This window comes from Nostoc punctiforme PCC 73102 (genome assembly GCF_000020025.1).
In the GTDB taxonomy this organism is placed as follows: Bacteria; Cyanobacteriota; Cyanobacteriia; order Cyanobacteriales; family Nostocaceae; genus Nostoc; species Nostoc punctiforme.
In genome coordinates, this window is the sequence record NC_010628.1 from 7,750,433 (window position 1) to 7,771,700 (window position 21,268).

The following is a 21,268-nucleotide window of genomic DNA, read 5'->3' on the forward strand; positions in this document are numbered from 1 at the left end:
GCTTCTAACTCTCTGGAATCTAAACATCTGTTATTGTATCTATCAGTGAAGATGTCGCTGCATAAGGTAGGATACTTTGGAACCAATAACAGCTAGTGCGATCGCAACTCTCGCTTTTACTAAAGCATTTGAGAAAACCATCGAGAAATTCACTGAAGCAGCCCTTGGTAAAATGGATGAGCTGCGAAAAAAGATTTGGGGTAAATTACGAGGAAATTTGAAAGCAGAAACAGCCCTTGTTGCTGCGGAAAAAGGCTCGAAACCCGATGTGGACAGGGTTGCTGCTTACTTGCAGATAATTTTACATGAAGAACCGGAGTTTGCTGAAGAAGTAGAAACACTGGCTCGTGAAATTGAGGCTGGTAAGATAGTAGACAAAAGCACTATGACCCAAATCAATCAAGACAATGCCAAAGGATGGCAAACTAAGGTTGAGGGTGGAACAGTTTATCAAGGTGATATTAATATTCATCATGCACCCCCCAATTCTTGAAGTGAGCCATCATGAACCAAAATAATCAAGGCAACGCCAAGGGATGGCAAAATCAGGTTGAGGGTGGAACAGTTTATCAAGGTGATATTAGTATCTACAATTCCCCTACTCAGCAGTTACACTCATCTACTCCAAATAATATTCCCTCTCGCGGTGTCGCCAACTTTGTCGGGCGGGATGAGAAACTTGCAGAGGTGCATAAAAAGTTGCTGCAAAATGACAGCGCGGCAATTTTGGCTTTGGCTGCTATGGGCGGAATGGGTAAAACTGAACTGGCGACACAATACGCACAGCGCTACAAAGACAATTATCCTGGTGGGCTTTGCTGGTTAGATGCCAGAAAACCAGATTTAGCAGCAGAGATTGTAGAGTTTGCTAAGTTTTACATGAAACTAGTAGTCTGCCAAGCTAACTTTGCTATGTTAAATTTGGATATAAACGCTCCATTTTTCGGCGAGCATCTTTGGTTTGAAAACCCCAATAAACACTAGCTTTTTGCTGATTACGTTTTTTCTCCCAAGCGGCAATCTCAGAAGTTAATGTTTCTGCATTAGGAATACGCCGTTCTAAACATTGGCGAGATAAAACAGATAATTCGATTTCTACCTGATTCAGCCCTTCGGGTTCGCCAGTTGCTTCAAGTCGGGGAACCCGCCCAACGCACTGGCTCACCAAGAAGCGTGTTTAGGAGTATAGTGAAACTCTAACTTTTGAATAATTCGACGTGCTTCTTCTGGTGGAAAAACTTCATATAATGCATTGGGTGTATGAATATTCAAGTTATCAACTACTAAACGAATAACATCGGCATCTCGGTAGGAAACATCTACTAAATTTTTCATTTGTTTAGCAAAATCGGCTTTAGTTCGACGTTCTGTAACTTCGATATGCCGCCATCCAGCCAAGGGTTGAAAACATGCGAATAAATTTACTGTCCCGTACGTTATACTCAAAATCATAACGTTCAGGTTGCTCTGGCTGTGGTGGCAAAGGAAGTCTTACTTCTTCTACTAATTGGTATGGACGTTCATCAAAGCAGACTACAGGGCGTTTAGGATCATAAGGCTCATTGTATAAATCCAGCACATCTTCCATTCGGAAAACATATTCTGCGTTAACTTCAGGAATACACCATTGTTCTTTCAACCAAGGCTTAATTTCATTTTTTTTAAAGTTTGACGTACTGTTTCATCTGAGATTGAATCTATGATACCAACGTTCACTAAATGATCTGCTAATAATTGCATTGTCCAACGCACTCTTCCTTCTGGCGGATTAGAACAAGCTGTTGCAATCAAAAATGCTTCTTGCTTTTCATCTAATTTTTTATGTTTTGGTGGATGAACTTCATCCTTTAAAGCAAAATCTAACCCTCCAATGACAAATTTTTCTCGTATTCGTTGCACTGTTGCAACATGCGCTCTAACTATGCTAGCGATCGCTTGATCCGTTTCTCCTTCGGAAGCCATCAAAAGAATGTTTGCACGGCTTATGGTTCTTGCCTTATGCTTACCTTTCTTAATTATCGATTGCAGTTGGGAAACTTCATCTTCATTCAAGTCAACAATGTACTTTTTTGCCATGTTACACCCCGTTTTTGGCTATTTTACCAATTAGAGGTTTTACTTAGCAAAGTTACCTTGGTACACTACTAGAAGTACCGCAAACTTTATTGACTTCCCAGGAACAAGCAAAATGGTGCTGGCATAATTGGCAACCACAAGCAGGACTAGTTTTAGTAGTATTGGACAATGTTGACGATCTTACTAACTGGAAAAATTGTCGGCAAATACTACCAACAAATAACCGCTTCTGTGTATTAATTACAAGTCGGTTGCGAAATCTCGGTTTAAATGTCACAGAGATAAGCTTGGATGAACTGTCACCAGAAAAAGCTTTGAATTTGTTGACAGCTTTGTTGGGCGAAAAAGATAGGCGAGTGCAACGAGAACCAGAAACGGCAGTAAATTTATGTAAATGGCTGGGATATCTGCCTTTAGGTTTGCAATTAGTGGGCGCGTATTTGGCAGAAGATCCAAATTTATCTTTGGCAAAGATTTTACAGCAATTACCAACTCAGCAAAAGTCTCAATTAGAAGCTGTATTTGAATTAAGCTGGCAACAACTCGATTTTATGACACAGTGTGTCGGTGAATTGTTGAGTTTATTTGCCCCAGATATCATTCCTTGGCAATTGGTTGAATCTGTCAGTCAGCAGCTAAATTGGGCGAAGGCAGATGTTGATGAGGCGAGAAAGCAACTTTATAAGCGCCATTTAATTCAAAGCGTAGCAGAAGGAGAAAGTTGCTATAAAATTCATCCTTTAATTAGGGAGTTTTTGCAGGGTAAATTGGCAGGGTTAAACACAGGCGATGACCTCAAAAAAGCCTTTGCCGCAGCATTAGTAAAAATTGCTCAGAAAATACCTGAATCTCTCACTCTTGAGGATATTAAGTCAGTGCAACTGGCAATTCCCCATTTAACTGAAGTGGCACAAAATCTGATTGATGCTGTGGAGGATGAAAATTTAACTTGGGTTTTCACTGGCTTGGGCAAATTCTATCAAGGTCAAGGTTTGTATACCCTAGCAGCACCTTGGTATGAGCAAGGATTATCAACGGTACAAACCCGTTTGGGAGAAGAACATAGCCATGTTGCCACCAACCTTAGCTGGCTGGCAAGTCTCTACGATTTTCAAGGACGCTACGACCAAGCCGAACCCCTGTTTCTGCAAGCTTTAGAACTTTCTAAACGCCTGCTGGGAGATGCACATCCCGATGTTGCCAACAGCCTGAATTGTTTGGCAAATATCTACTATTATCAAGGACGCTACGACCAAGCCGAACCCCTGTATCTGCAAGCTTTAGAACTGAGAAAACGCCTGCTCGGAGATGCACATCCCTTAGTTGCCAACAGCCTGAATTGTTTGGCAAATCTCTACTATTCTCAAAGACGCTACGACCAAGCCGAACCCCTGTCTCTGCAAGCTTTAGAACTTTCTAAACGCCTGCTCGGAGATGCACATCCCGATGTTGCCAACAGCCTGAATTGTTTGGCAAATCTCTACTATTCTCAAGGACGCTACGAACGAGCCGAACCCCTGTATCTGCAAGCTTTAAAGATTTATAAACAGGTGTTTGGGGTAAATCATCCCAATACGGTTACTGTTCGGCAAAATCTAGAAAATGCTCGGGCTAATAAATAGTGTTAGCCGGACAGTTAAAAATAATGCTAATAATTCCTTGTGGAAGAAGCTTTTGGGGTTATTTGATTGAAGCGAAAGTTGTAATTATAGCAAGGAACTGGGGACACTTCTCTACGAGAGGCTACTTCGGCTTCGCTCAGTACTGCGCGAACGACAAGCGGTAGTTGAATCTCGACTTCGCTCGATTTCCGCGCAGCGATGCACTGAGCTTGTCCTGAGCGTAGCCGTTGGCGCAGCCTCTAGTATAGAAGGGCGCAGTCGTTGTGTCAAAACTCAGTGCATCGCTGGGGACTGGGTGAAAAGTCTTTTTGTGTTTCGGTTTTATCCTCCTCAAATTAAAATTGAACAAAAATAATAAACGACACCCCGAATTCGATAAACGACACCCCGAATTCAATAAACAACTCCCCGAATTCAATGAACGACTCTCCGAATTCAATGAACGACTCCCCGAATTCAATGAACGACTCCCCGAATTCAATAAACGATACCCCGAATTCGATGAACGACACCCCGAATTCGATGAACAACACCCCCCTTATAAAGGCTACGGTGTACACACAAATCGGAGTTACTTTGATCCGGGTTTTACCCCCCTTAATCCCCTCTTGGTAAGGGGGGAAACCAGAAAATCTAGTTCCCTCCCCTTTACAAGGGGAGGGTTAGGGTGGGGTAATTCGAGGGCTGGTAGTGATTCGATAACTTGTGTGTACACCGTAGCTTTATAAGGGGAGGATTAAGGAGGGGTAAAACTTTGGTTAATCAGCTATTTTAGACTTGTGTGTACACCGTAGCTAAAGCATCAAGGAGGGTTGGGGAGGGGTGTACCTCATGTAGTTGCAGAACACTGTATTAGCGATCAAGCTCGATCGTTAAAGAAATATTTATAAATTCTTACCATATTTTGTTCTCATCTTCTAATTTTAGATGCGAACTGACAGCAGTCCATTGCGATTGCATTCACTAAATGTTAAAACTTTGGATGTATTGACTTATACGCAAATTACCCCACTCCCACTGCGATCGCATACATTTAACCCTCTTCAAAATGCACCACAAGCACGTTAAGCTGAATTAGAGTGACAATTTATTGCGCTTTTTAATATATAAATCTCTGTTCTTGTCAAATTTTAATTTTTTCTGCTTGAGAAACCCGGAATGCTAGACCAAATTTTTGATTACCTCGACTTTCATTTTAGCCTTGAAGCCCTTATAGTTCTGGCGATCCTGGTGCTTTTAGAGGCGCTGTTATCTGCCGACAATGCGATCGCTCTTGCTGCGATCGCAAAAGGGTTGGAAGACAAGGAACTTGAGCGTAAAGCCCTCAACTTTGGTTTAGTCGTTGCTTATGTGCTACGAATCAGCCTGATTCTCACTGCCACTTGGGTGCAACAATTCTGGCAATTTGAATTATTGGGCGCTGCTTATCTGCTGTGGTTGGTATTTCAACACTTTACCTCAGAAGAAACTAAGGACGAACACCATCACGGGCCGCGTTTTAATTCATTGTTGCAAGCGATACCTGTGATTGCATTTACAGATTTGGCATTTTCTTTGGATAGCGTGACAACTGCGATCGCAGTTTCTCAAGAAAAATGGCTAGTGCTGACGGGTGCAACAATTGGGATTATTACGCTGCGATTCATGGCGGGATTGTTTATCCGTTGGCTAGACGAATATGAAAACCTAGAAGACGCAGGCTATGTAACTGTAGCGTTCGTGGGCTTGCGCCTGTTGTTGAAAGTGGTGAACGATAATTTAGTTCCACCAGAATGGATCATGATTACTGCCATCTTCCTGATTTTAGGCTGGGGATTTTCCAAGCGTGTTAGCACTGAAGTGCCCCAATTAGAACCAGAAAAAAGCGAAGTCTCTAAGTAAGAATGGGGAATGGAGAATGGGGGAGAAATAACCAATACCCAATGCCCAATTCCCAATTCCCCACTCCCTAGTTTTTTACTCGTGCAACCAAGGGGTTATGTGTGGTTGCCAGTTGACTAATTCTTCATCTTTAAACCATAGGGCTATTTCCTGTTGTGCGGTTTCTGGAGCATCAGAACCGTGAATTAAGTTTCGACCAATATTGATGCCAAAATCACCGCGAATTGTTCCTGGCTCGGATGTTAAGGGGTTCGTAGCACCAATAATCTTTCTGGCAGATGCAACGACACCATCACCTTCCCATACCATCGCTACCACTGGGCTAGAAGTGATAAATTCGACTAGACTACCAAAAAAGGGACGTTCCCGGTGAACACCATAGTGTTGTTCAGCCAGTTCTTTACTGACTTTCAAGAACTTTAAACCAACTAGGGTAAAACCTTTAGTTTCAAAGCGACGGATAATTTCCCCCACTAATCCCCGTTGTACTCCGTCAGGCTTAATTGCTAAAAATGTACGTTCCATTGCGATCTCCCAAAGCTTAATAAAGTTTTTATTTTGTCAATTGTCATTTGTCCTTTGTCTTAAGTCTAAGAATTTTGCACTAATGACCAATGACTAATGACCAATGACTCTTGACCAATCAGAGTTTATCTCAGAAATTATCCTTGGGTGCATATACGTTCCCAAATGAATGCGTTAAATTGTTAAGTCGTGGGCGAAAAACAGAGGTTAGGAAGAAATGGGTGTTGAGTCAACTGCTACATCTGACGAGGTGGTACCAGTACCGTCCAATGGACAAAAATCTGAAGTGAAAAATCATAAGCAAAAGAAACTTTTACCACCTAGTACTACCACAGGAAGTTTACCTCGCTCCTGGAAAATTGAGGATAGCGAAGAACTATACCGTATTGAAGGTTGGGGACAACCCTATTTTTCCATTAGCGCTGCTGGTCACGTTACCGTTTCACCCAAAGGCGATCGCGGTGGTTCCCTAGACTTGTTTGAATTGGTTAACTCCATGAAACAGCGCAACTTGGGACTTCCGATGTTGATTCGCTTTTCCGATATTTTGGAAGACCGGATTGAACGGTTGAATGCTTGTTTTGCCAAAGCGATCGCCCGCTACAACTACCCTGGCGTATACCGGGGGGTGTTTCCTGTCAAATGCAACCAAGAGCGGCATTTGATTGAAGATTTAGTCAAGTTTGGCAAGCCTCATCAATTTGGCTTAGAAGCTGGTTCCAAACCAGAATTAATGATTGCCCTGGCTGTCTTAGATACACCAGGAGCGTTGTTAGTTTGCAACGGCTACAAAGACCGAGAATACATCGAAACGGCAATGTTAGCCCAGAGATTAGGGCAAACACCAATTATCGTCTTAGAACAGATTGAAGAGGTTGATTTGGTGATTGATGCCAATCGCCAGTTAGGTATTAAACCGATTTTGGGTGTTCGTGCTAAACTCAGTACCCAAGGTATGGGACGTTGGGGAGCCTCTAGTGGCGATCGCGCTAAATTTGGTTTGACAATGCCTGAAGTCATTGAGGCTGTCGACAAGTTACGGGAAGCTAACCTGCTCGATTCTTTGCAATTGATGCACTTCCACATCGGCTCACAAATCTCTGCCATAAATGTAATTAAAGATGCCATCCAAGAAGCCAGCCGCATTTATGTGGAATTGGCGATGCTGGGGGCAGATATGAAATACCTTGATGTCGGTGGCGGCTTGGGCGTAGATTATGATGGCTCCCAAACCAACTTCTATGCGTCGAAAAATTACAACATGCAGAACTATGCCAACGACATCGTGGCAGAGTTAAAAGATACCTGTGCAGAGCGCCAAATTACCGTACCAACACTGATTAGCGAAAGTGGACGTGCGATCGCTTCTCATCAGTCGGTGCTGATTTTTGATGTTCTCAGTACTAGCGATGTCCCTCTCGATTCCCCAGAACCTCCACAAGAGGGAGAATCCCCAATCATTAATTATCTTTGGGAAAGCTACCAATCTATCAACCAAGAGAATTACCAAGAGTTGTATCACGACGCGGCACAATTCAAAGAAGAAGCCATCAGTCGCTTCAACTTAGGAATTTTACGCCTCAGAGAACGAGCCAAAGCCGAACGGCTATACTGGGCTTGTTGTCAGAAAATTCTCAACATCACTAGACAGCAAGAATACGTACCCGATGAACTAGAAGACCTTGAGAAAATCATGGCTTCCATCTACTACGTTAATATGTCAGTGTTTCAATCAGCACCAGATTGCTGGGCGATCGACCAGCTATTCCCCATCATGCCAATCCACCGTTTGGATGAAGAACCAATCCGGCGAGGAATTTTAGCAGACCTAACCTGCGATAGTGATGGTAAAATAGACCGCTTTATTGACCTGCGCGATGTCAAATCGGTTTTAGAACTACATACCTACAAGCCCGGAGAACCCTATTATTTAGGGATGTTCTTGAATGGAGCTTACCAAGAAATCATGGGCAATTTGCACAACCTATTTGGCGATACTAATGCTGTTCACATCCAATTAACGCCCAAAGGCTACCAGATTGAACACGTTGTCAAAGGTGACACCATGAGCGAAGTAGTAAGCTACGTTCAGTATGACTCCGAAGATATGGTGGAAAACATTCGCCAGCGTTGTGAGAAAGCATTAGAAGAAAAGCGTATCACCCTAGCAGAATCTCAGCGATTACTGCAAACCTACGAGCAGAGTCTTAGAAGATACACGTATCTGAATAGTTAGTTAGGAATGGGAATTGGGGATTGGGTATTGGGGATTGGGTATTGGGAATTGGGTATGGCTCAAGAATCAATAAATAGTTCTTCTTCCCCTGCTTCCCCTGCTTCCCCTGCTTCCCCTGCCCCCGTTCGGCTACGCTCACGGCAAGCCTGCCCCCTGCCCCCTTGCTTCTTCCCCATTCCCCATTCCCTAACTCGCGTTTGTCCCCAACAATTCCTCTATTGCTTGTCGCTCAACAGGGGTATGAGATGGTGGTATCTGGCGAGCATCGGTAATTAGCCAATCTAAAGCAGCTGCTTGGACATCTATAGCGGCCCCAGTTTTATCTACACAATAACGTCCAAACACTAGCTTATCGACTAACCTGACTCCTGGCCCCAGGCGCGACCATTCAAAAATCACGCTATTTTCTACTGTTGCGCCACTACATATCCAACAATTGGGGCCAATCATCGCTGGGCCGACAATTTTGGCTCCGTCTTCTATTCTCGTCATCCCGCCGATGTAAACTGGGCCTGTGATATCCACTTTGTCCCAATTTACGGCGACATTTAAGCCAGTATAAATACCAGGGGCGACTTCATGACCGGGGATTTGCACATTTTTGATTTCACCCAGCAGTACCCCGCGAATCGCTCGCCAATAGTCTGGAACTTTACCAATATCTACCCATTCAAAGTCCATAGGGATGGCGTAAAAGGGAGCTTTGATTTCCACTAATTTGGGGAACAATTGGCTACCAATGTCATATTCCACATCAGAGGGAATATAGTTAAAAACCTCTGGTTCAAAGATGTAAATACCTGTGTTGATGTTGGTGCTGAGGGCTTCTTCAGTCGAAGGTTTTTCTTGGAAAGCTTTAACACGCCCTTCTTCATCAGTGACCACCACACCATAGCTCGAAACTTCTTCTTGGGGAACAGATTTTGTAATAATAGTAGCGATCGACCCTTTAGCTCTATGCCATTTAACCGCCGCAGTTAAATCTAGGTCAATCAAAGCATCACCGCACAACACCACAAAGGTATCATCAAAAAATGGTGAGAAGTCTTGAATGCGGCGCATTCCTCCAGCAGAACCGATTGCTTCCCCTACCAGTTTACCGTCATCATCAATTTTGCCTTCAAAGGAATAGGCAATTTGCACCCCAAACCGTTGACCATCACGGAAATAATTTTCTATTTCCTCAGCCAAATGACTGACGTTGACCATAATCTGGTCAAATCCATGTTGGCGTAACAGTTCTAGCAAGAACTCCATCACTGGCTTTTGCAGGATGGGAATCATTGGCTTGGGAATTGTATAGGTAATCGGACGCACGCGAGTACCCTTGCCAGCCGCGAGAATCATGGCTTTCATAAAAATTTATTCCTCAACCACAAGCCAGTTTACTTTCATCGAGTGATACTTAATCATCAGTTTTTATTTCTGCTCTAAGTCATCCCTGAAACAGGGATAACAGGAATTTAGTGGTTATTGCAACCATCTATATACTTAGATGACAAGCGATCGCTTATCTTTTCAATTTACTCGGATTTTGAGACTGAATCAAAAATCTGTAAATTATCTGTAGGGCTACTTTTCGCTTTTTTAGTTCATCGATTGCTCAAAAGGTTTACTGGTCTTAGGTGAATCTGTAAGTAGCCGAACTTTAATCTCATGGTAAAACTCCTCTTGAAATAGCTCTACTTTCGATTGAGCCGAAAGTAGTAGTAGCGCCCAGAAAACGCTAACTAAATGACTGTGTTTAGTCTCATGTCCAGACCCATTTTGGTTGAAAAGCTTTGTCTGAGTCCACAATTCTACAAGTTGTTCTAAATTCAACCAATTTTGTTCTGAATTTAGCTCTCTGGCCGATAAATTCAAGACTTGTTCGAGTTCTCCAGCTACTTCTGTCAGATTTTCTTGGTGAGCTAACTCCAGCGCCTCCCGCATACTTTGGACGCTAGGCAAACGTCTGGGACGAATAGGTTTGCTAACTTTTTCTACTATTTTTAGCTGGTTTGCCATAATCTGCAATTGCTTGATTAACTCTTGCAGAGTCACCCGGCGCTTTGGTGGTGGCATTGCCGATGGACGACGACGCAATTGCCGTTCTAATGGTAGACGATGACCATGATGTGATATTCCGTCTTCATCTTCCAGTATCGCATCATCTAATACACCATCCTGGATATCACCTACTGTTGACAATTGCATCAATGTATTAGCTTTGAATAATACCAGCATTGATGCTGATAAAAATGCCTGTCCAGATTGAGACAAATCCGCTTCATAGCCTCTTCCTATTGACTCCGGTGCCATCAGTTCTAAGTAACGGTCAATCACCTCAATTACTTGGACATCCCAAGGGTCAATTTCTCCCTGTTCAGCTTGGTAAATCAGGAGTGTGATTGTTTCTAATAGCTCGGAAGCTTCCATCAACGGGTTCTAAATTAATTAATTAAGAATCGAAAGACTGTAAATTCAACAGTAAACTCATTGACTCTTGGCAAAGCGTGTACCTAATACATTCGCTTGTGCTTCTTTTAATCAGGAATTGCCTGCTGCCAGTATCCTCTGAAATTTGTAATCAATCACCATTGTGAATTGTGAGATCGGAATGTGCAACTTTTGATATTGGGAATTGAGAAGAGGACTTGGGGACAAGGAGAATTGGGGACAAAGGGAAAGACTTGTTTCAAGTTCTCACGTCTTGTCCCCTTGTCCCCCTTACCCTCTGCCCCCTGCCCTCCTGCCCCTCCCCTCTCAATCTGGGGGTGGGTCACGAGCAATGGTGACAGTTGAGACGAAATTACTCGGTTTGCCGCTCTTGATCGCATCGAAAGTGCCTTTAATAGTACCAGCAATGGGAACAGCAACAAGCGTTCCTAACAGCCCAGCAATCTCAAATCCCATCAAAATAGCTACAAAAATCCAAATGGGATTCAGTCCGATAAAGTTGCCGAGTAATCTGGGAGCTAACAAGTTATCTTTAAGCTGTTGCATAAGAATTGCCGCTATAGCAACTTGAACTGCTAACCACCAATTTTGCAGTAGTACTAAAATCGTCACTAGACCAATGCCAAGAGATGCCCCGATAAAGGGAATGAGTTCTGAAATCCCAATTAATATGGCAAACAACAGGGCAAAGGGTACCTTCATGACTAAGAAAATTGGTGTCAGGGTTAGCATCATGAATAGCCCTAGCAACAACTGACTAAGGAAGAAGTTCTGGAAATTTAGGCGTAAGGATGCGGTAAGAGGCTCTCCAATATTAGAAGGCAAAAGATTGATCAGACCATACCAGACGCGATCGCCATATAAAAGCATATAAAATGCCAGCACAATGACTAACACTACGTCAAATAAGCCTGATAACAGTGTCCCAGCAAATCCCACTGCTCCAGAAGCTAGCTGTTGCACCAGATTCTGAATGTTGGCATTGATTTGACTGCTTACAACCCTGAGATCAATCGGCAAACGTCTTTGTTTTGCTAGCATCTCAAATTGCTCTAAGTTTGCTTGACTAGCGCCTAACCAATCAGGGATCTTATTTAACAGTTGAATTGTTTGGTCAATGATCAACGGCACTAGGGTGACACCTAGAATCCCAAACAGGGTTAATGTTGCAAGTAAAACTATGATTACTGCCTGAGTGCGCGTGATTCGGGCACGTTCAAAAAATTTAACCGGGTAATTTAGTAGAAAAGCTAAAATCGCCCCAATGCTCAAGACGGTAATGGGATGCTGGAAGTATCGAAAAAGCACGGACAGTAGCCAGACATTAAGAGCGATAATTGGACCGCTCAGACCATAAATTAACAGGCGTTGAAGGGAGGCCGAACGGCGCATTTTATGCAACCTATCTTAGATATTCCTGAAAGAATTTGTAAAATTCTTGATGGCACTGATTATCATCATAGATATTTTTAACAAAGATATGTATAAGCGTATCTGATAGCAAGGAAGTAAATCAAAATGGACAAAACCGTAGCTGACCTCCGCAAAGACTACACCTTGGAAGGTTTAAGCGAACTTGAGGTAGACCTCAATCCTTTTATCCAATTTAAAAAATGGTTCGATCAGGCTTTAGCTGGTCAACTCCCCGAACCCAATGCGATGACTCTTGCTACCGTCACACCCGACGGTAAGCCCTCAGCCAGAATGGTGCTACTGAAGGATTTCGATGAACGGGGCTTTGCTTTTTTCACCAACTACAACAGCCGCAAAGGACAAGAACTGGCAGAAAATCCTCTGGCGGCTTTAGTCTTTTGGTGGGCAGAACTGGAACGTCAAGTTCGGATTTGTGGGTATGTAGAGAAAGTTTCTGAAACTGAATCCGACCAGTATTTTGATACTCGCCCTCCTAACAGTCGCCTGGGTGCGTGGGTATCTAATCAAAGCGAGGTGATAGAAAGTCGAGAAGTTTTAGAGCGACGTATGCAGGAGTTTTATAGCAAATATGAAAATCAAGAGATCCCCCGACCGCCTCATTGGGGAGGCTTACGAGTGATCCCTACAGAAATTGAGTTTTGGCAAGGACGCTCTAGTCGCTTACACGATCGCTTACTCTATAGCCGTTTAGATAATGGCACTTGGAAAATTGATCGGTTGTCACCTTGAAGAAGAGGCAGGGGAGCAGGGGAGCAGGGGAGCAGGGGAAGAACAATTTTTAACCAATGCCTAATTTCCAATTTCCAATTCCCAATTCCATACATTACCACTGAGCGATCGCGTCTTGAATTGCTGCCCGTGCCTCTGCTAGAGATTGGGTACGGGCATCACCCTCGTTCAGGCTGTTAGCGTTAATAAATTGAATATCTGTAATCCCAATAAAGCCGAAAATAGTCCGCAGGTATGGTTCTTGGAAGTCATAAGCAACGGCAGGGGAGGTGGCGCTAAAGTCACCACCACGAGCTGTAATGATAACTGCCTTTTTACCCTCTACTAACCCTCTAAAACCTTGAGCATCTAAAGAAACAGTCCGGTTAATGCGAACGATTTGGTCGATGTAAGCCTTAAAAGTGGAAGGTATATTGAAGTTATACATTGGCACTCCAAAAACGTAGCGATCGGCTGCCAAAAACTCATCAACCAGTTCGTCAGACACTCTGATTGCCTCAGCTAATTCTGGGGTATGGGTTTCTGGTGGTGAAAATGCTGCTGCAATCCAAGCTTCATTAACGTGAGGAACTGGGTGATGCCCTAAATCTCGATAGGCGATCGCATCTTCAGGATGTGCTGCCCTCCAAGCACTGACGAATTCTTTAGATAGTTCTCGTGAGTGCGATCGTTCAGCACGGGGGCTGGAATCAATATGTAGAATGTTTACCACCAAATATCTCCCAATTAGCTATAATTTACTGCTTTGACTTTTTTTGAGTCTAAATTTCAAAGCATTACATCAGATACTAAAAGTAACCAGTTACTAAAGTAAAGTAGTTACCATAAAGTAACTATTGGAAAATTTTGGCGAACTTATCGATGTCTGTCTCTAAAAATTCTGATGCTTGCCCAATCAGCATTCTGATGTCTTTACTATCAGGCCCTTGGACAATGTATATACTGTGGGTGTTGTGTAATAGTGGGCCTACTCGCTTTGTTGCATTGAAGCACTTAGTCGAGGGCATCTCTACCAAAGTTTTAACAGAAAGACTGAGGATGCTTGAGGCAGCAGAGATTATTTATCGCCAATATGAACCAACTGTTCCACCCCAAGTAACTTACGGTCTGACAGAACGGGGTCAGGAACTCATTGAAATCCTTCATCAACTCAATGTACTTGCTGAACGCTGGTATGGCAGTGAACAACGGGAACAGGGAATGGGGAATGGGTAATAGAGAGACAAGGGGAATAACCAATGCCCAATTCCCAATTCCCAATACTTCGGCTTCGCTCAGTACAAGTTCCCACTTGCCCTGAGTGAAGCCGAAGGGATTCCCAGTTCTCTTAACAGATAAATAGTCTACTATTCCTGGGTAGCTGCTGCTTTGGGAAGCAATTGAGTTCTGGGATCTGGCATGAAATTGTATCTTAAGTACAATCCTCCCCAGACAAATAGGATAATTAACAATGCACCAATACCAAGGGGACTAGGAAGCCAGAAAACCGCTTCTATGTGGTTGAGTTGACCAGGCTGGAGTTTCCACACCAGTTGATTGCCATTTTTTTCTGGCTCAATGGCTGTTTCAGTTAGTTGAATGTTTTTGGCTCCCCAAGGAGTTTTCAAGCTAAATTCCAAGTCGAGAATTGAACCAGCATTAGTGAGAACATTACCTTTGCTGGCAATTAGAGCAAGCGATCGCAAATCTAAATCATAAATCAACCGATTTCGGACTAAAAGTAAAAAATTATTCTGCTCCAAGAGGACGTTTGATTCAATCTTTGGTAGTTCTGAGTCAGATTTGCTCTGCACAGCCTCAGAGGATTGATTTGTACGGGAATTAAAAAATTCGTTGAACTTCTCTTGCAATTCAGTACCACTACTAAAAGGAATTGTCACGATGATTTCTTCTTGGGAAACTCGCTGTGTTTTACCTTCTAGTTGACGGGAGCGGCGTTCTATGCTGTTCAACCATTCGTATACAGAATCGCCGCTAAAGCTGGTTAGCCGTTCTCCTAACTTAATATGTTGTACGAATTCACCACTATTTGAATTATCAAAGTTAAGCCCCACATCGTACTTAACACAGCCAGTCAATAACAGGGATGTTAACAACACTAGCCACAAAATAGGATTTCGCATAGGAAAGACGCGGTTCATTCGATTTCGACCATTCAGTGTCAATACAAAACTAAATGGTCTGATTAACCACAACAAAATCTTTCCGAAAATTGAAGAAGTTGAAACCATAAATCTCCCCAAAAGTCAACATAGTATCAGCCAGGGGTTCCTGAAAAATTCAACCAAACCAAGTACGAGATGGTTAAACCAATGGCAATTAGCGCCACCCAGATAAAGCGATTATCTCTGGTATTGACCTGACTGAGGTCAACAAATTCTGGCTCTGTAGGTTTTGGCTTCTGCGGCACAGAAGATTTAGTGGGTTTAGCAGCTATAGAAATTTTGAGTTCATTCTCTTGTACTGTGTCCAAATCCGGGATTTCGGTCATCCATTCACTAGGTCTTTTCAGCTTTGGTGCTTTTAAGATGTAAACCATCTGTCGCGCTTGTTTGCTGATTTCAATATAGGGATGGCGTTTGAGTCTTTCGCAAAGAGCGATCGCATCATCCGTGCGTCCAGCCGCTTCATAAGCTGTCACCAGACAAATTTCTACTTCGCCCCCAAAGCGAGAATTACGAGCTAACAGGGCGCTGGCCTTTTCTAAATTTTCTACAGCTTCGCGGTATCGCCCATTTTCAAAGGCAATTTTCCCAGTCTGGTAGAAGGTTTTAGCAATTTCTAAACTTTCTGCACTCACGTCTTATACAAAAATTAGCACTATTTTAATTTTGCCAATACCAGCAATCTTTTTGGAATCTTTTCAAAGGCTGGCAATCTGAAAGTGGATAAACTTCTAAAATTTTAACTAAGTAGCAGCGACTATTTTCTGATTAAAAACTCTGGTATCAAATGCAGGTGAGCAAAATATGTTGAAAATCAAGCATTCGCAACTGAATTGGCTCCTAGCAGGTATGACTTTAGCAGTGATGAGTGTAAGCATTGCTCCAGCTTCGGCCCAGCGTGCGGTCTTTATTGATGGCGCTTATGGAGTTATGGGATCGCCTGCTGTCGGTTCCTTTATTTATGGTAGTCCGATTCCTACACCTATGCCTGTAGACCCAGCAACGGGGCTAATGCCACAACGCACTAATTACCCCGATTATTATTCCTATCCCCAGGTAAGGCAGAATGTCAGAAATTCCACACTGATTAATCCAACTTTGATTAATCCGGCAATTCGAGATTCAACCCTAGTTAATCCGGTGATTATAAATAATTCATGGCATCGTACACCATTTAGCGGTGGGCGATGTCTGACAACAAGTTGCTCCGCACCTACGCGGGTTATTATTACCTATCCGCGGTAGAGAGGCAGGGGAAGTAGGGAGACAAGGGGGACAAGGGGTAATTATTGAATAAATCTCTCTTGTCTCCCCCTTCTTCCTTGTCTCCCTTGTCTCTTCTTTATGCCCTATGCCCCATAAGCATCAAGAGGTAAATTGCGAACCCAAAATCATCGTCCCAATCCCAACATCAGTAAAGATTTCTAGTAACAGGGCGTGGGGAATGCGACCATCGATGATGTGTGCGGCACGGACTCCTTGAGCAAGCGATCGCACACAACAATTAACTTTGGGAATCATCCCACCGGTAACTATCCCATTGACAATTAACTCGCGGGCTTCGCGGATATCTACTTTTGGAATCAAAGTAGATTGGTCTTTGTAATCTTTTAAAATTCCACTTGTGTCGGTCAGTAAAATTAACTTTTCTGCTCCTAGTGCCGCAGCAATTTCTCCAGCTACAGTATCGGCGTTAATGTTATAAGCTTGCCCTGTCTCGTCTGCGGCAACGCTAGACACTACCGGAATATAGCCATTGCTAGCGAGGGTGTCCAAAATCTTGATGTTAACATTACTGACTTCCCCCACAAAACCGATGCCTTCTTGACCTTGGGGACGGGCTGTAAATAGATTACCGTCTTTACCACAAAGTCCTACAGCCAATCCACCAGCTTGGTTAATTAGCGCGACAATTTCTTTGTTAACTCGACCAACTAAAACCATTTCCACCACATCCATTGTGGCGGCATCAGTGACTCGCAGACCATTCTTAAATTGTGGTTCGATTCCCAGCTTATCTAACCAACTGTTAATTTCTGGGCCACCACCGTGTACTACTATTGGACGCAAGCCAACGCAGGATAAGAATACAATATCGCGGATAACTTTGTCTTTGAGTGTGCTATCTTTCATCGCTGCACCACCATATTTGACAACAACAGTGCGACCGGCGAATTGTTGAATATAAGGTAGTGCTTCACTGAGTACACGCACACGAGTGGCTTCAGTTTGTCTGATGTATTCAGAATCGTTGTCCGTCATGAGGAGCCTAACAGAGAGAGTTAAAACCTATTTCAGTCAGTGTAGAAGACTTTGTAACTCGTCACAATCTCTGATGCCAAAGTCGAGTATGTTTGTACTGATCAGCCATAGGTGTTTGGTTCAGTTAGAAGTTCACCATCTGGCATAACCGTATTGTAGAAATAAGCCCCATACTTTTCCGCACCGTGCCAGTTAACTTCCAATAAGTTAGCATTTTCAAGATTAACGCCTTCCATACGAGTAACTCTCAAATCAGCACCACGTAAATCAGCACCGCTCAGATTAGCGTCTCTCAAATCAGCACCCCCTAACTTAGTTTTACAGAGGATCGCCCCACTCAAATCAGCACCACTGAGATTAATGCCAGACAAGTCAACTTCGCTTAAGACTGCACCACTGAGATCGACTCCTGAAAAATCATTTTCCCCAGCATCTAAACGACTGAAAAACTCTTCAATATCCATCGAATTCGTTGGTGACACAGCAGTGAAACTTCAAGCTCTAGAATCAATCCCATAAATATGATGGATGAGGCAGACTAGATCGAGATGGTGCGTTAACGAAGTAATGTACCCTACAAATTAACTATTCCCTCATTACTCGACACAATAAACAAGCGATCGCTCGTTCAAACTTCTAGAATTGAAATCATTCGGCTGAAGCTAGGGAATGAAAATGACCACGCTGCTAATTCAAACTGAAAGCACACCCATAACGGTAAATTTCCCCTCCCTTGTGCAGATGACAAATGAGCAGTTCTATGAATTCTGCCAAGCCAATGGAGATTTGCGAATCGAGCGCACTGCCAATGGGGAAGTCATCATTATGCCACCAGCTTTTTCAGATACGGGCAACCGTAACTTTAACATTGCTGCACAGCTTGGGTATTGGACTGAACAAGATGGCACTGGCATAGGCTTTGACTCCAGTGCTGGTTTTACACTACCTAATGGTAGCGATGCGTTCCCCTGATGCTTCTTGGATTAAATTGGAGCGCTGGAATGCTTTAACAGAAGCACAAAAAGCTTCTTTTGCACCAATTTGTCCTGATTTTGTAATTGAACTACGTTCCTCTAGCGTAGGCGTAGCCCGTCGTAGACATCGCCCGATCAAATTACAAGAGAAAATGCAGGAGTACATCGATAACGGTACATCACTAGGCTGGTTAATAGATCGGCAGAATTGAAAAGTCTACATTTACCGTCCTAATCGAGAAGTTGAGATTTTGGAAAATCCCGAAGCAGTTAGCGGTAATCCAGAATTACGCGAGTTTATCCTACGGATGACCAAAATTTGGTAATTAGAATCTTGTTAATGAGAAGCTTGTGGCTTGAGAACGTTAGGAATTACCTCAATTATTCTGTTGGCAATGTCTTCGGGTGTTTCTCCCTCTTGGACGGTGATGTGCAAATCGGCTTGAGAGTAAAGTGGTGTTCGTTGTTCGAGGAGCGATCGCAATTTACCTTTGAGATCAGCATCTTGCAACAGTGGTCTGGTGGTATCTTCAGCTAAACGCCTGTAAATTAGTTCAACTGGCACATCTAGCCACACTATCAAACCGTGGTGCAAGTAACCCCAGTTTTCTCGCCGTAATACAATGCCCCCACCGGTTGCTATAGTCAATTTTGTAAAAGCACAAACTTGTGAAAGTACATCACTTTCTATTTGGCGAAACCCTGCTTCACCTTCTTCGGCAAATAACTGATTGATAGATTTATCTGTAGCTTTGGCAATGACACCATCAAGATCCAAAAACCCATAACCCAGATGCTTTGCTAGTAAGGGCCCTACTGTCGTCTTACCAACGCCCATCATGCCAATTAAGTACAAGTTAACTCCTTGTAATAAACTGCTCACCAGTTGCTTCGCTCCAATTATGAATTGTCACCGTTCGCCTTTAGCATTTCCCCTTGGAAGGAGATTTGAGCCAGGGATGCCTTAGAGCAAACTTCTCGCCGAGTCACAGTTTCCAATTATAAACCCATTGACTCATACATTTTTGCTTCTCTCCCCAGTATTACCAGCAATTTTTGGGTTTCAATATAGAATGTAAGGTATTGCAAAAAGTAGAAACAGCTAGTTTTAATCCCTAATAGGGATTTTGATGAATTGCAATCACCCACTACAACAGAAAAGAGATTATGCCCTAGCAGTCGTTTCAATCCCTAATAGGGATTTTGATGAATTGCAATTTTTGGGATGCTAAACAAAAAGAATGGATTCGCGATGATAGTTTCAATCCCTAATAGGGATTTTGATGAATTGCAATTCTCTATCTACAAAATCAATAGCTCCAGTGACAAGTTTCAATCCCTAATAGGGATTTTGATGAATTGCAATTTTTGGGATGCTAAACAAAAAGAATGGATTCGCGATGATAGTTTCAATCCCTAATAGGGATTTTGATGAATTGCAATTCTCTATCTACAAAATCAATAGCTCCAGTGACAAGTTTCAATCCCTAATAGGGATTTTGATGAATTGCAATATGGGTAACTAATCATTCAAAAGCCTACCCACTCGTTTCAATCCCTAATAGGGATTTTGATGAATTGCAATTAGATGATACGGAATCACCAACCGATTGGCTTGAGTTTCAATCCCTAATAGGGATTTTGATGAATTGCAATGTTTGAGCGACTCCAAACTGATGTTCGGATGAAGTTTCAATCCCTAATAGGGATTTTGATGAATTGCAATGTGGCGAATTGGAGAGCGATCGCTGGGATTGCCGTTTCAATCCCTAATAGGGATTTTGATGAATTGCAATTGGCTTTTTCAATTGCAGAGGCAACATCTTCTTCTGTTTCAATCCCTAATAGGGATTTTGATGAATTGCAATTTATATTTCGCTTCCTGCGCTTGCGGAAAGTGTCTGTGTTTCAATCCCTAATAGGGATTTTGATGAATTGCAATAGTTTTCTCTCTCGTCTTGAGCGCGATTCTAAGCGTTTCAATCCCTAATAGGGATTTTGATGAATTGCAATGAGGATAATGTTTTCTAGTGCTGCCCTTCCCAATGTTTCAATCCCTAATAGGGATTTTGATGAATTGCAATTTTTTCAGGAAGGCGAACAGTCTTTACAGGAAGAGTTTCAATCCCTAATAGGGATTTTGATGAATTGCAATGTGATTTTTGCTATTGTTAGTGCATCTATTATTTTTGTTTCAATCCCTAATAGGGATTTTGATGAATTGCAATTTTACTTTTGACCCTCCCTCCTTCTGTCCAGCGAGTTTCAATCCCTAATAGGGATTTTGATGAATTGCAATACCGGTACTTTTTTGCGTTTCACTCCTGCGGTTTTGTTTCAATCCCTAATAGGGATTTTGATGAATTGCAATGTATGCCAAATTTCGGCAAGTTGCGCCGCGAAAGCACATGCGGTTTTGTTTCAATCCCTAATAGGGATTTTGATGAATTGCAATATGGGATTAGCTATGGGGCAACTAGCCAAAGCGCTCGTTTCAATCCCTAATAGGGATTTTGATGAATTGCAATTGCAGGAGCCTGGAACCCAAGCTATATTTAGTTTTCAAGGTGCGGTTGCGCGGTTCAAGAGTAATCATAGCATTAGAGAATTTGTTTGGAAAGAGTGCCGAGACAGATTGAAAGCTGAAATCCATCTTTAGCAAACATTTCAGAGATTGCGCGGATGAAAATAGGGTGATTGGTGAGGTGAAATGCTTGCTGGTGTTGAGATAGAAGTACTTTTTGGGGACTGTGAAATTTGTACACCTACCCTTCCGCGCATTTTACATACAGGAATCTAACTAAAAGGTGACTCAGCAAAGAAGAAATAGCTTAAAACCCTATAATACTGTTCGCCGCAATTCTGGAAAAACCTTAGACACCTTATTCAACACATAATCACCATAAGTTCCGCGAAAATCATGAA

19 protein-coding genes, 2 pseudogenes and 1 CRISPR repeat array are annotated in these 21,268 nt (G+C 42.8%); of the genes and pseudogenes, 10 read left to right on the top strand and 11 right to left on the bottom strand.

Going from position 1 to position 21,268, the window contains the following annotated elements:
* Positions 1–76 precede the first annotated feature (76 nt).
* The gene (locus tag NPUN_RS31860) at positions 77–493 is read left to right on the top strand and encodes a hypothetical protein (protein ID WP_012412494.1); all 417 of its coding nucleotides are present in this window, start codon (positions 77–79) and stop codon (positions 491–493) included.
* Between the two features lie 11 nt (positions 494–504).
* Positions 505–984: an NB-ARC domain-containing protein gene (locus NPUN_RS31865; protein ID WP_041565760.1), complete on the top strand. Its 480-nt coding sequence runs from the start codon at positions 505–507 to the stop codon at positions 982–984.
* On the opposite strand, the pseudogene NPUN_RS40205 reads toward NPUN_RS31865, so the two are convergent.
* Positions 911–2,076: pseudogene (locus NPUN_RS40205) on the bottom strand (IS630 family transposase). The gene NPUN_RS31865 and the pseudogene NPUN_RS40205 sit on opposite strands and share 74 nt — an antisense overlap.
* Before the next feature lie 89 nt (positions 2,077–2,165).
* Here NPUN_RS40205 and NPUN_RS31880 point away from each other — a divergent pair.
* From NPUN_RS31880 to NPUN_RS31890, 3 genes are all read left to right on the top strand, one after another.
* Positions 2,166–3,698: a tetratricopeptide repeat protein gene (locus tag NPUN_RS31880; RefSeq protein ID WP_052304670.1), complete on the top strand. Its 1,533-nt coding sequence runs from the start codon at positions 2,166–2,168 to the stop codon at positions 3,696–3,698.
* Positions 3,699–4,625: 927 nt separating this feature from the next.
* Complete coding sequence (locus tag NPUN_RS42275) at positions 4,626–4,766, top strand: hypothetical protein (RefSeq protein ID WP_167315687.1); 141 nt, start codon at positions 4,626–4,628, stop codon at positions 4,764–4,766.
* A gap of 90 nt (positions 4,767–4,856) precedes the next feature.
* On the top strand, positions 4,857–5,579 hold the full coding sequence (locus NPUN_RS31890) for a TerC family protein (RefSeq protein ID WP_012412495.1): 723 nt from the start codon (positions 4,857–4,859) through the stop codon (positions 5,577–5,579).
* Between the two features lie 75 nt (positions 5,580–5,654).
* On the opposite strand, the gene ndk is transcribed toward NPUN_RS31890, so the two are convergent.
* Positions 5,655–6,104, bottom strand: coding sequence for a nucleoside-diphosphate kinase (ndk, locus tag NPUN_RS31895; protein ID WP_012412496.1), 450 nt, complete (start codon positions 6,102–6,104; stop codon positions 5,655–5,657).
* Between the two features lie 217 nt (positions 6,105–6,321).
* Between ndk and speA the strand changes: the two genes are divergently transcribed.
* Positions 6,322–8,340, top strand: coding sequence for a biosynthetic arginine decarboxylase (gene speA / locus NPUN_RS31900; protein ID WP_012412497.1), 2,019 nt, complete (start codon positions 6,322–6,324; stop codon positions 8,338–8,340).
* A gap of 186 nt (positions 8,341–8,526) precedes the next feature.
* Here speA and NPUN_RS31905 read toward each other — a convergent pair whose 3' ends face one another.
* The 3 genes from NPUN_RS31905 to NPUN_RS31915 form a co-directional block, all read right to left on the bottom strand.
* Positions 8,527–9,696: a nucleotidyltransferase family protein gene (locus tag NPUN_RS31905; protein ID WP_012412498.1), complete on the bottom strand. Its 1,170-nt coding sequence runs from the start codon at positions 9,694–9,696 to the stop codon at positions 8,527–8,529.
* Positions 9,697–9,927: 231 nt separating this feature from the next.
* On the bottom strand, positions 9,928–10,758 hold the full coding sequence (locus NPUN_RS31910; protein WP_012412499.1) for a segregation/condensation protein A: 831 nt from the start codon (positions 10,756–10,758) through the stop codon (positions 9,928–9,930).
* A 327-nt stretch (positions 10,759–11,085) separates the two neighbouring features.
* Positions 11,086–12,171 carry an AI-2E family transporter gene (locus NPUN_RS31915; protein ID WP_012412500.1) on the bottom strand — a complete coding sequence of 362 codons (1,086 nt, stop codon included), beginning with the start codon at positions 12,169–12,171 and terminating at the stop codon, positions 11,086–11,088.
* Positions 12,172–12,297: 126 nt separating this feature from the next.
* On the opposite strand from NPUN_RS31915, the gene pdxH reads away from it, so the two are divergent.
* Positions 12,298–12,942: a pyridoxamine 5'-phosphate oxidase gene (gene pdxH / locus NPUN_RS31920; protein WP_012412501.1), complete on the top strand. Its 645-nt coding sequence runs from the start codon at positions 12,298–12,300 to the stop codon at positions 12,940–12,942.
* A 94-nt stretch (positions 12,943–13,036) separates the two neighbouring features.
* Here pdxH and NPUN_RS31925 read toward each other — a convergent pair whose 3' ends face one another.
* On the bottom strand, positions 13,037–13,654 hold the full coding sequence (locus NPUN_RS31925; protein ID WP_012412502.1) for an FMN-dependent NADH-azoreductase: 618 nt from the start codon (positions 13,652–13,654) through the stop codon (positions 13,037–13,039).
* 149 nt (positions 13,655–13,803) lie between these two features.
* On the opposite strand from NPUN_RS31925, the gene NPUN_RS31930 reads away from it, so the two are divergent.
* Complete coding sequence (locus tag NPUN_RS31930; RefSeq protein WP_012412503.1) at positions 13,804–14,157, top strand: winged helix-turn-helix transcriptional regulator; 354 nt, start codon at positions 13,804–13,806, stop codon at positions 14,155–14,157.
* A gap of 131 nt (positions 14,158–14,288) precedes the next feature.
* Here NPUN_RS31930 and NPUN_RS31935 read toward each other — a convergent pair whose 3' ends face one another.
* Entirely contained in the window at positions 14,289–15,173 is an 885-nt protein-coding gene (locus NPUN_RS31935; protein WP_012412504.1) for a DUF3153 domain-containing protein, read from the bottom strand.
* 26 nt (positions 15,174–15,199) lie between these two features.
* The gene (locus NPUN_RS31940; protein ID WP_012412505.1) at positions 15,200–15,742 is read right to left on the bottom strand and encodes a hypothetical protein; all 543 of its coding nucleotides are present in this window, start codon (positions 15,740–15,742) and stop codon (positions 15,200–15,202) included.
* 169 nt (positions 15,743–15,911) lie between these two features.
* Here NPUN_RS31940 and NPUN_RS31945 point away from each other — a divergent pair, with 169 nt between their 5' ends.
* Entirely contained in the window at positions 15,912–16,352 is a 441-nt protein-coding gene (locus tag NPUN_RS31945) for a hypothetical protein (protein ID WP_012412506.1), read from the top strand.
* A gap of 120 nt (positions 16,353–16,472) precedes the next feature.
* On the opposite strand, the gene argB is transcribed toward NPUN_RS31945, so the two are convergent.
* Both argB and NPUN_RS31955 read right to left on the bottom strand, forming a co-directional pair.
* Positions 16,473–17,369, bottom strand: coding sequence for an acetylglutamate kinase (gene argB / locus NPUN_RS31950; RefSeq protein ID WP_012412507.1), 897 nt, complete (start codon positions 17,367–17,369; stop codon positions 16,473–16,475).
* A 101-nt stretch (positions 17,370–17,470) separates the two neighbouring features.
* Complete coding sequence (locus tag NPUN_RS31955) at positions 17,471–17,851, bottom strand: pentapeptide repeat-containing protein (protein ID WP_148220384.1); 381 nt, start codon at positions 17,849–17,851, stop codon at positions 17,471–17,473.
* A 193-nt stretch (positions 17,852–18,044) separates the two neighbouring features.
* Between NPUN_RS31955 and NPUN_RS31960 the strand changes: the two are divergent.
* Positions 18,045–18,669, top strand: a pseudogene (locus tag NPUN_RS31960) (Uma2 family endonuclease).
* A gap of 11 nt (positions 18,670–18,680) precedes the next feature.
* On the opposite strand, the gene NPUN_RS31965 reads toward NPUN_RS31960, so the two are convergent.
* On the bottom strand, positions 18,681–19,226 hold the full coding sequence (locus NPUN_RS31965) for a shikimate kinase (RefSeq protein WP_012412509.1): 546 nt from the start codon (positions 19,224–19,226) through the stop codon (positions 18,681–18,683).
* A gap of 222 nt (positions 19,227–19,448) precedes the next feature.
* A CRISPR array of direct repeats spans positions 19,449–20,871; the repeat unit is 37 nt; unit sequence GTTTCAATCCCTAATAGGGATTTTGATGAATTGCAAT.
* Positions 20,872–21,268: the final 397 nt, after the last annotated feature.

Bases quoted from the DNA above. Each gene is read 5' to 3' on its own strand.
- speA (WP_012412497.1), top strand. From the start codon at position 6,322: ATGGGTGTTGAGTCAACTGCTACATCTGACGAGGTGGTACCAGTACCG.
- NPUN_RS31935 (WP_012412504.1), bottom strand. From the start codon at position 15,173: ATGGTTTCAACTTCTTCAATTTTCGGAAAGATTTTGTTGTGGTTAATC.
- NPUN_RS31905 (WP_012412498.1), bottom strand. From the start codon at position 9,696: ATGAAAGCCATGATTCTCGCGGCTGGCAAGGGTACTCGCGTGCGTCCG.
- NPUN_RS31910 (WP_012412499.1), bottom strand. From the start codon at position 10,758: ATGGAAGCTTCCGAGCTATTAGAAACAATCACACTCCTGATTTACCAA.
- ndk (WP_012412496.1), bottom strand. From the start codon at position 6,104: ATGGAACGTACATTTTTAGCAATTAAGCCTGACGGAGTACAACGGGGA.
- pdxH (WP_012412501.1), top strand. From the start codon at position 12,298: ATGGACAAAACCGTAGCTGACCTCCGCAAAGACTACACCTTGGAAGGT.
- NPUN_RS31945 (WP_012412506.1), top strand. From the start codon at position 15,912: ATGTTGAAAATCAAGCATTCGCAACTGAATTGGCTCCTAGCAGGTATG.
- NPUN_RS31865 (WP_041565760.1), top strand. From the start codon at position 505: ATGAACCAAAATAATCAAGGCAACGCCAAGGGATGGCAAAATCAGGTT.
- NPUN_RS31890 (WP_012412495.1), top strand. From the start codon at position 4,857: ATGCTAGACCAAATTTTTGATTACCTCGACTTTCATTTTAGCCTTGAA.
- NPUN_RS31930 (WP_012412503.1), top strand. From the start codon at position 13,804: ATGTCTGTCTCTAAAAATTCTGATGCTTGCCCAATCAGCATTCTGATG.
- NPUN_RS31915 (WP_012412500.1), bottom strand. From the start codon at position 12,171: ATGCGCCGTTCGGCCTCCCTTCAACGCCTGTTAATTTATGGTCTGAGC.
- argB (WP_012412507.1), bottom strand. From the start codon at position 17,369: ATGACGGACAACGATTCTGAATACATCAGACAAACTGAAGCCACTCGT.
- NPUN_RS42275 (WP_167315687.1), top strand. From the start codon at position 4,626: ATGCGAACTGACAGCAGTCCATTGCGATTGCATTCACTAAATGTTAAA.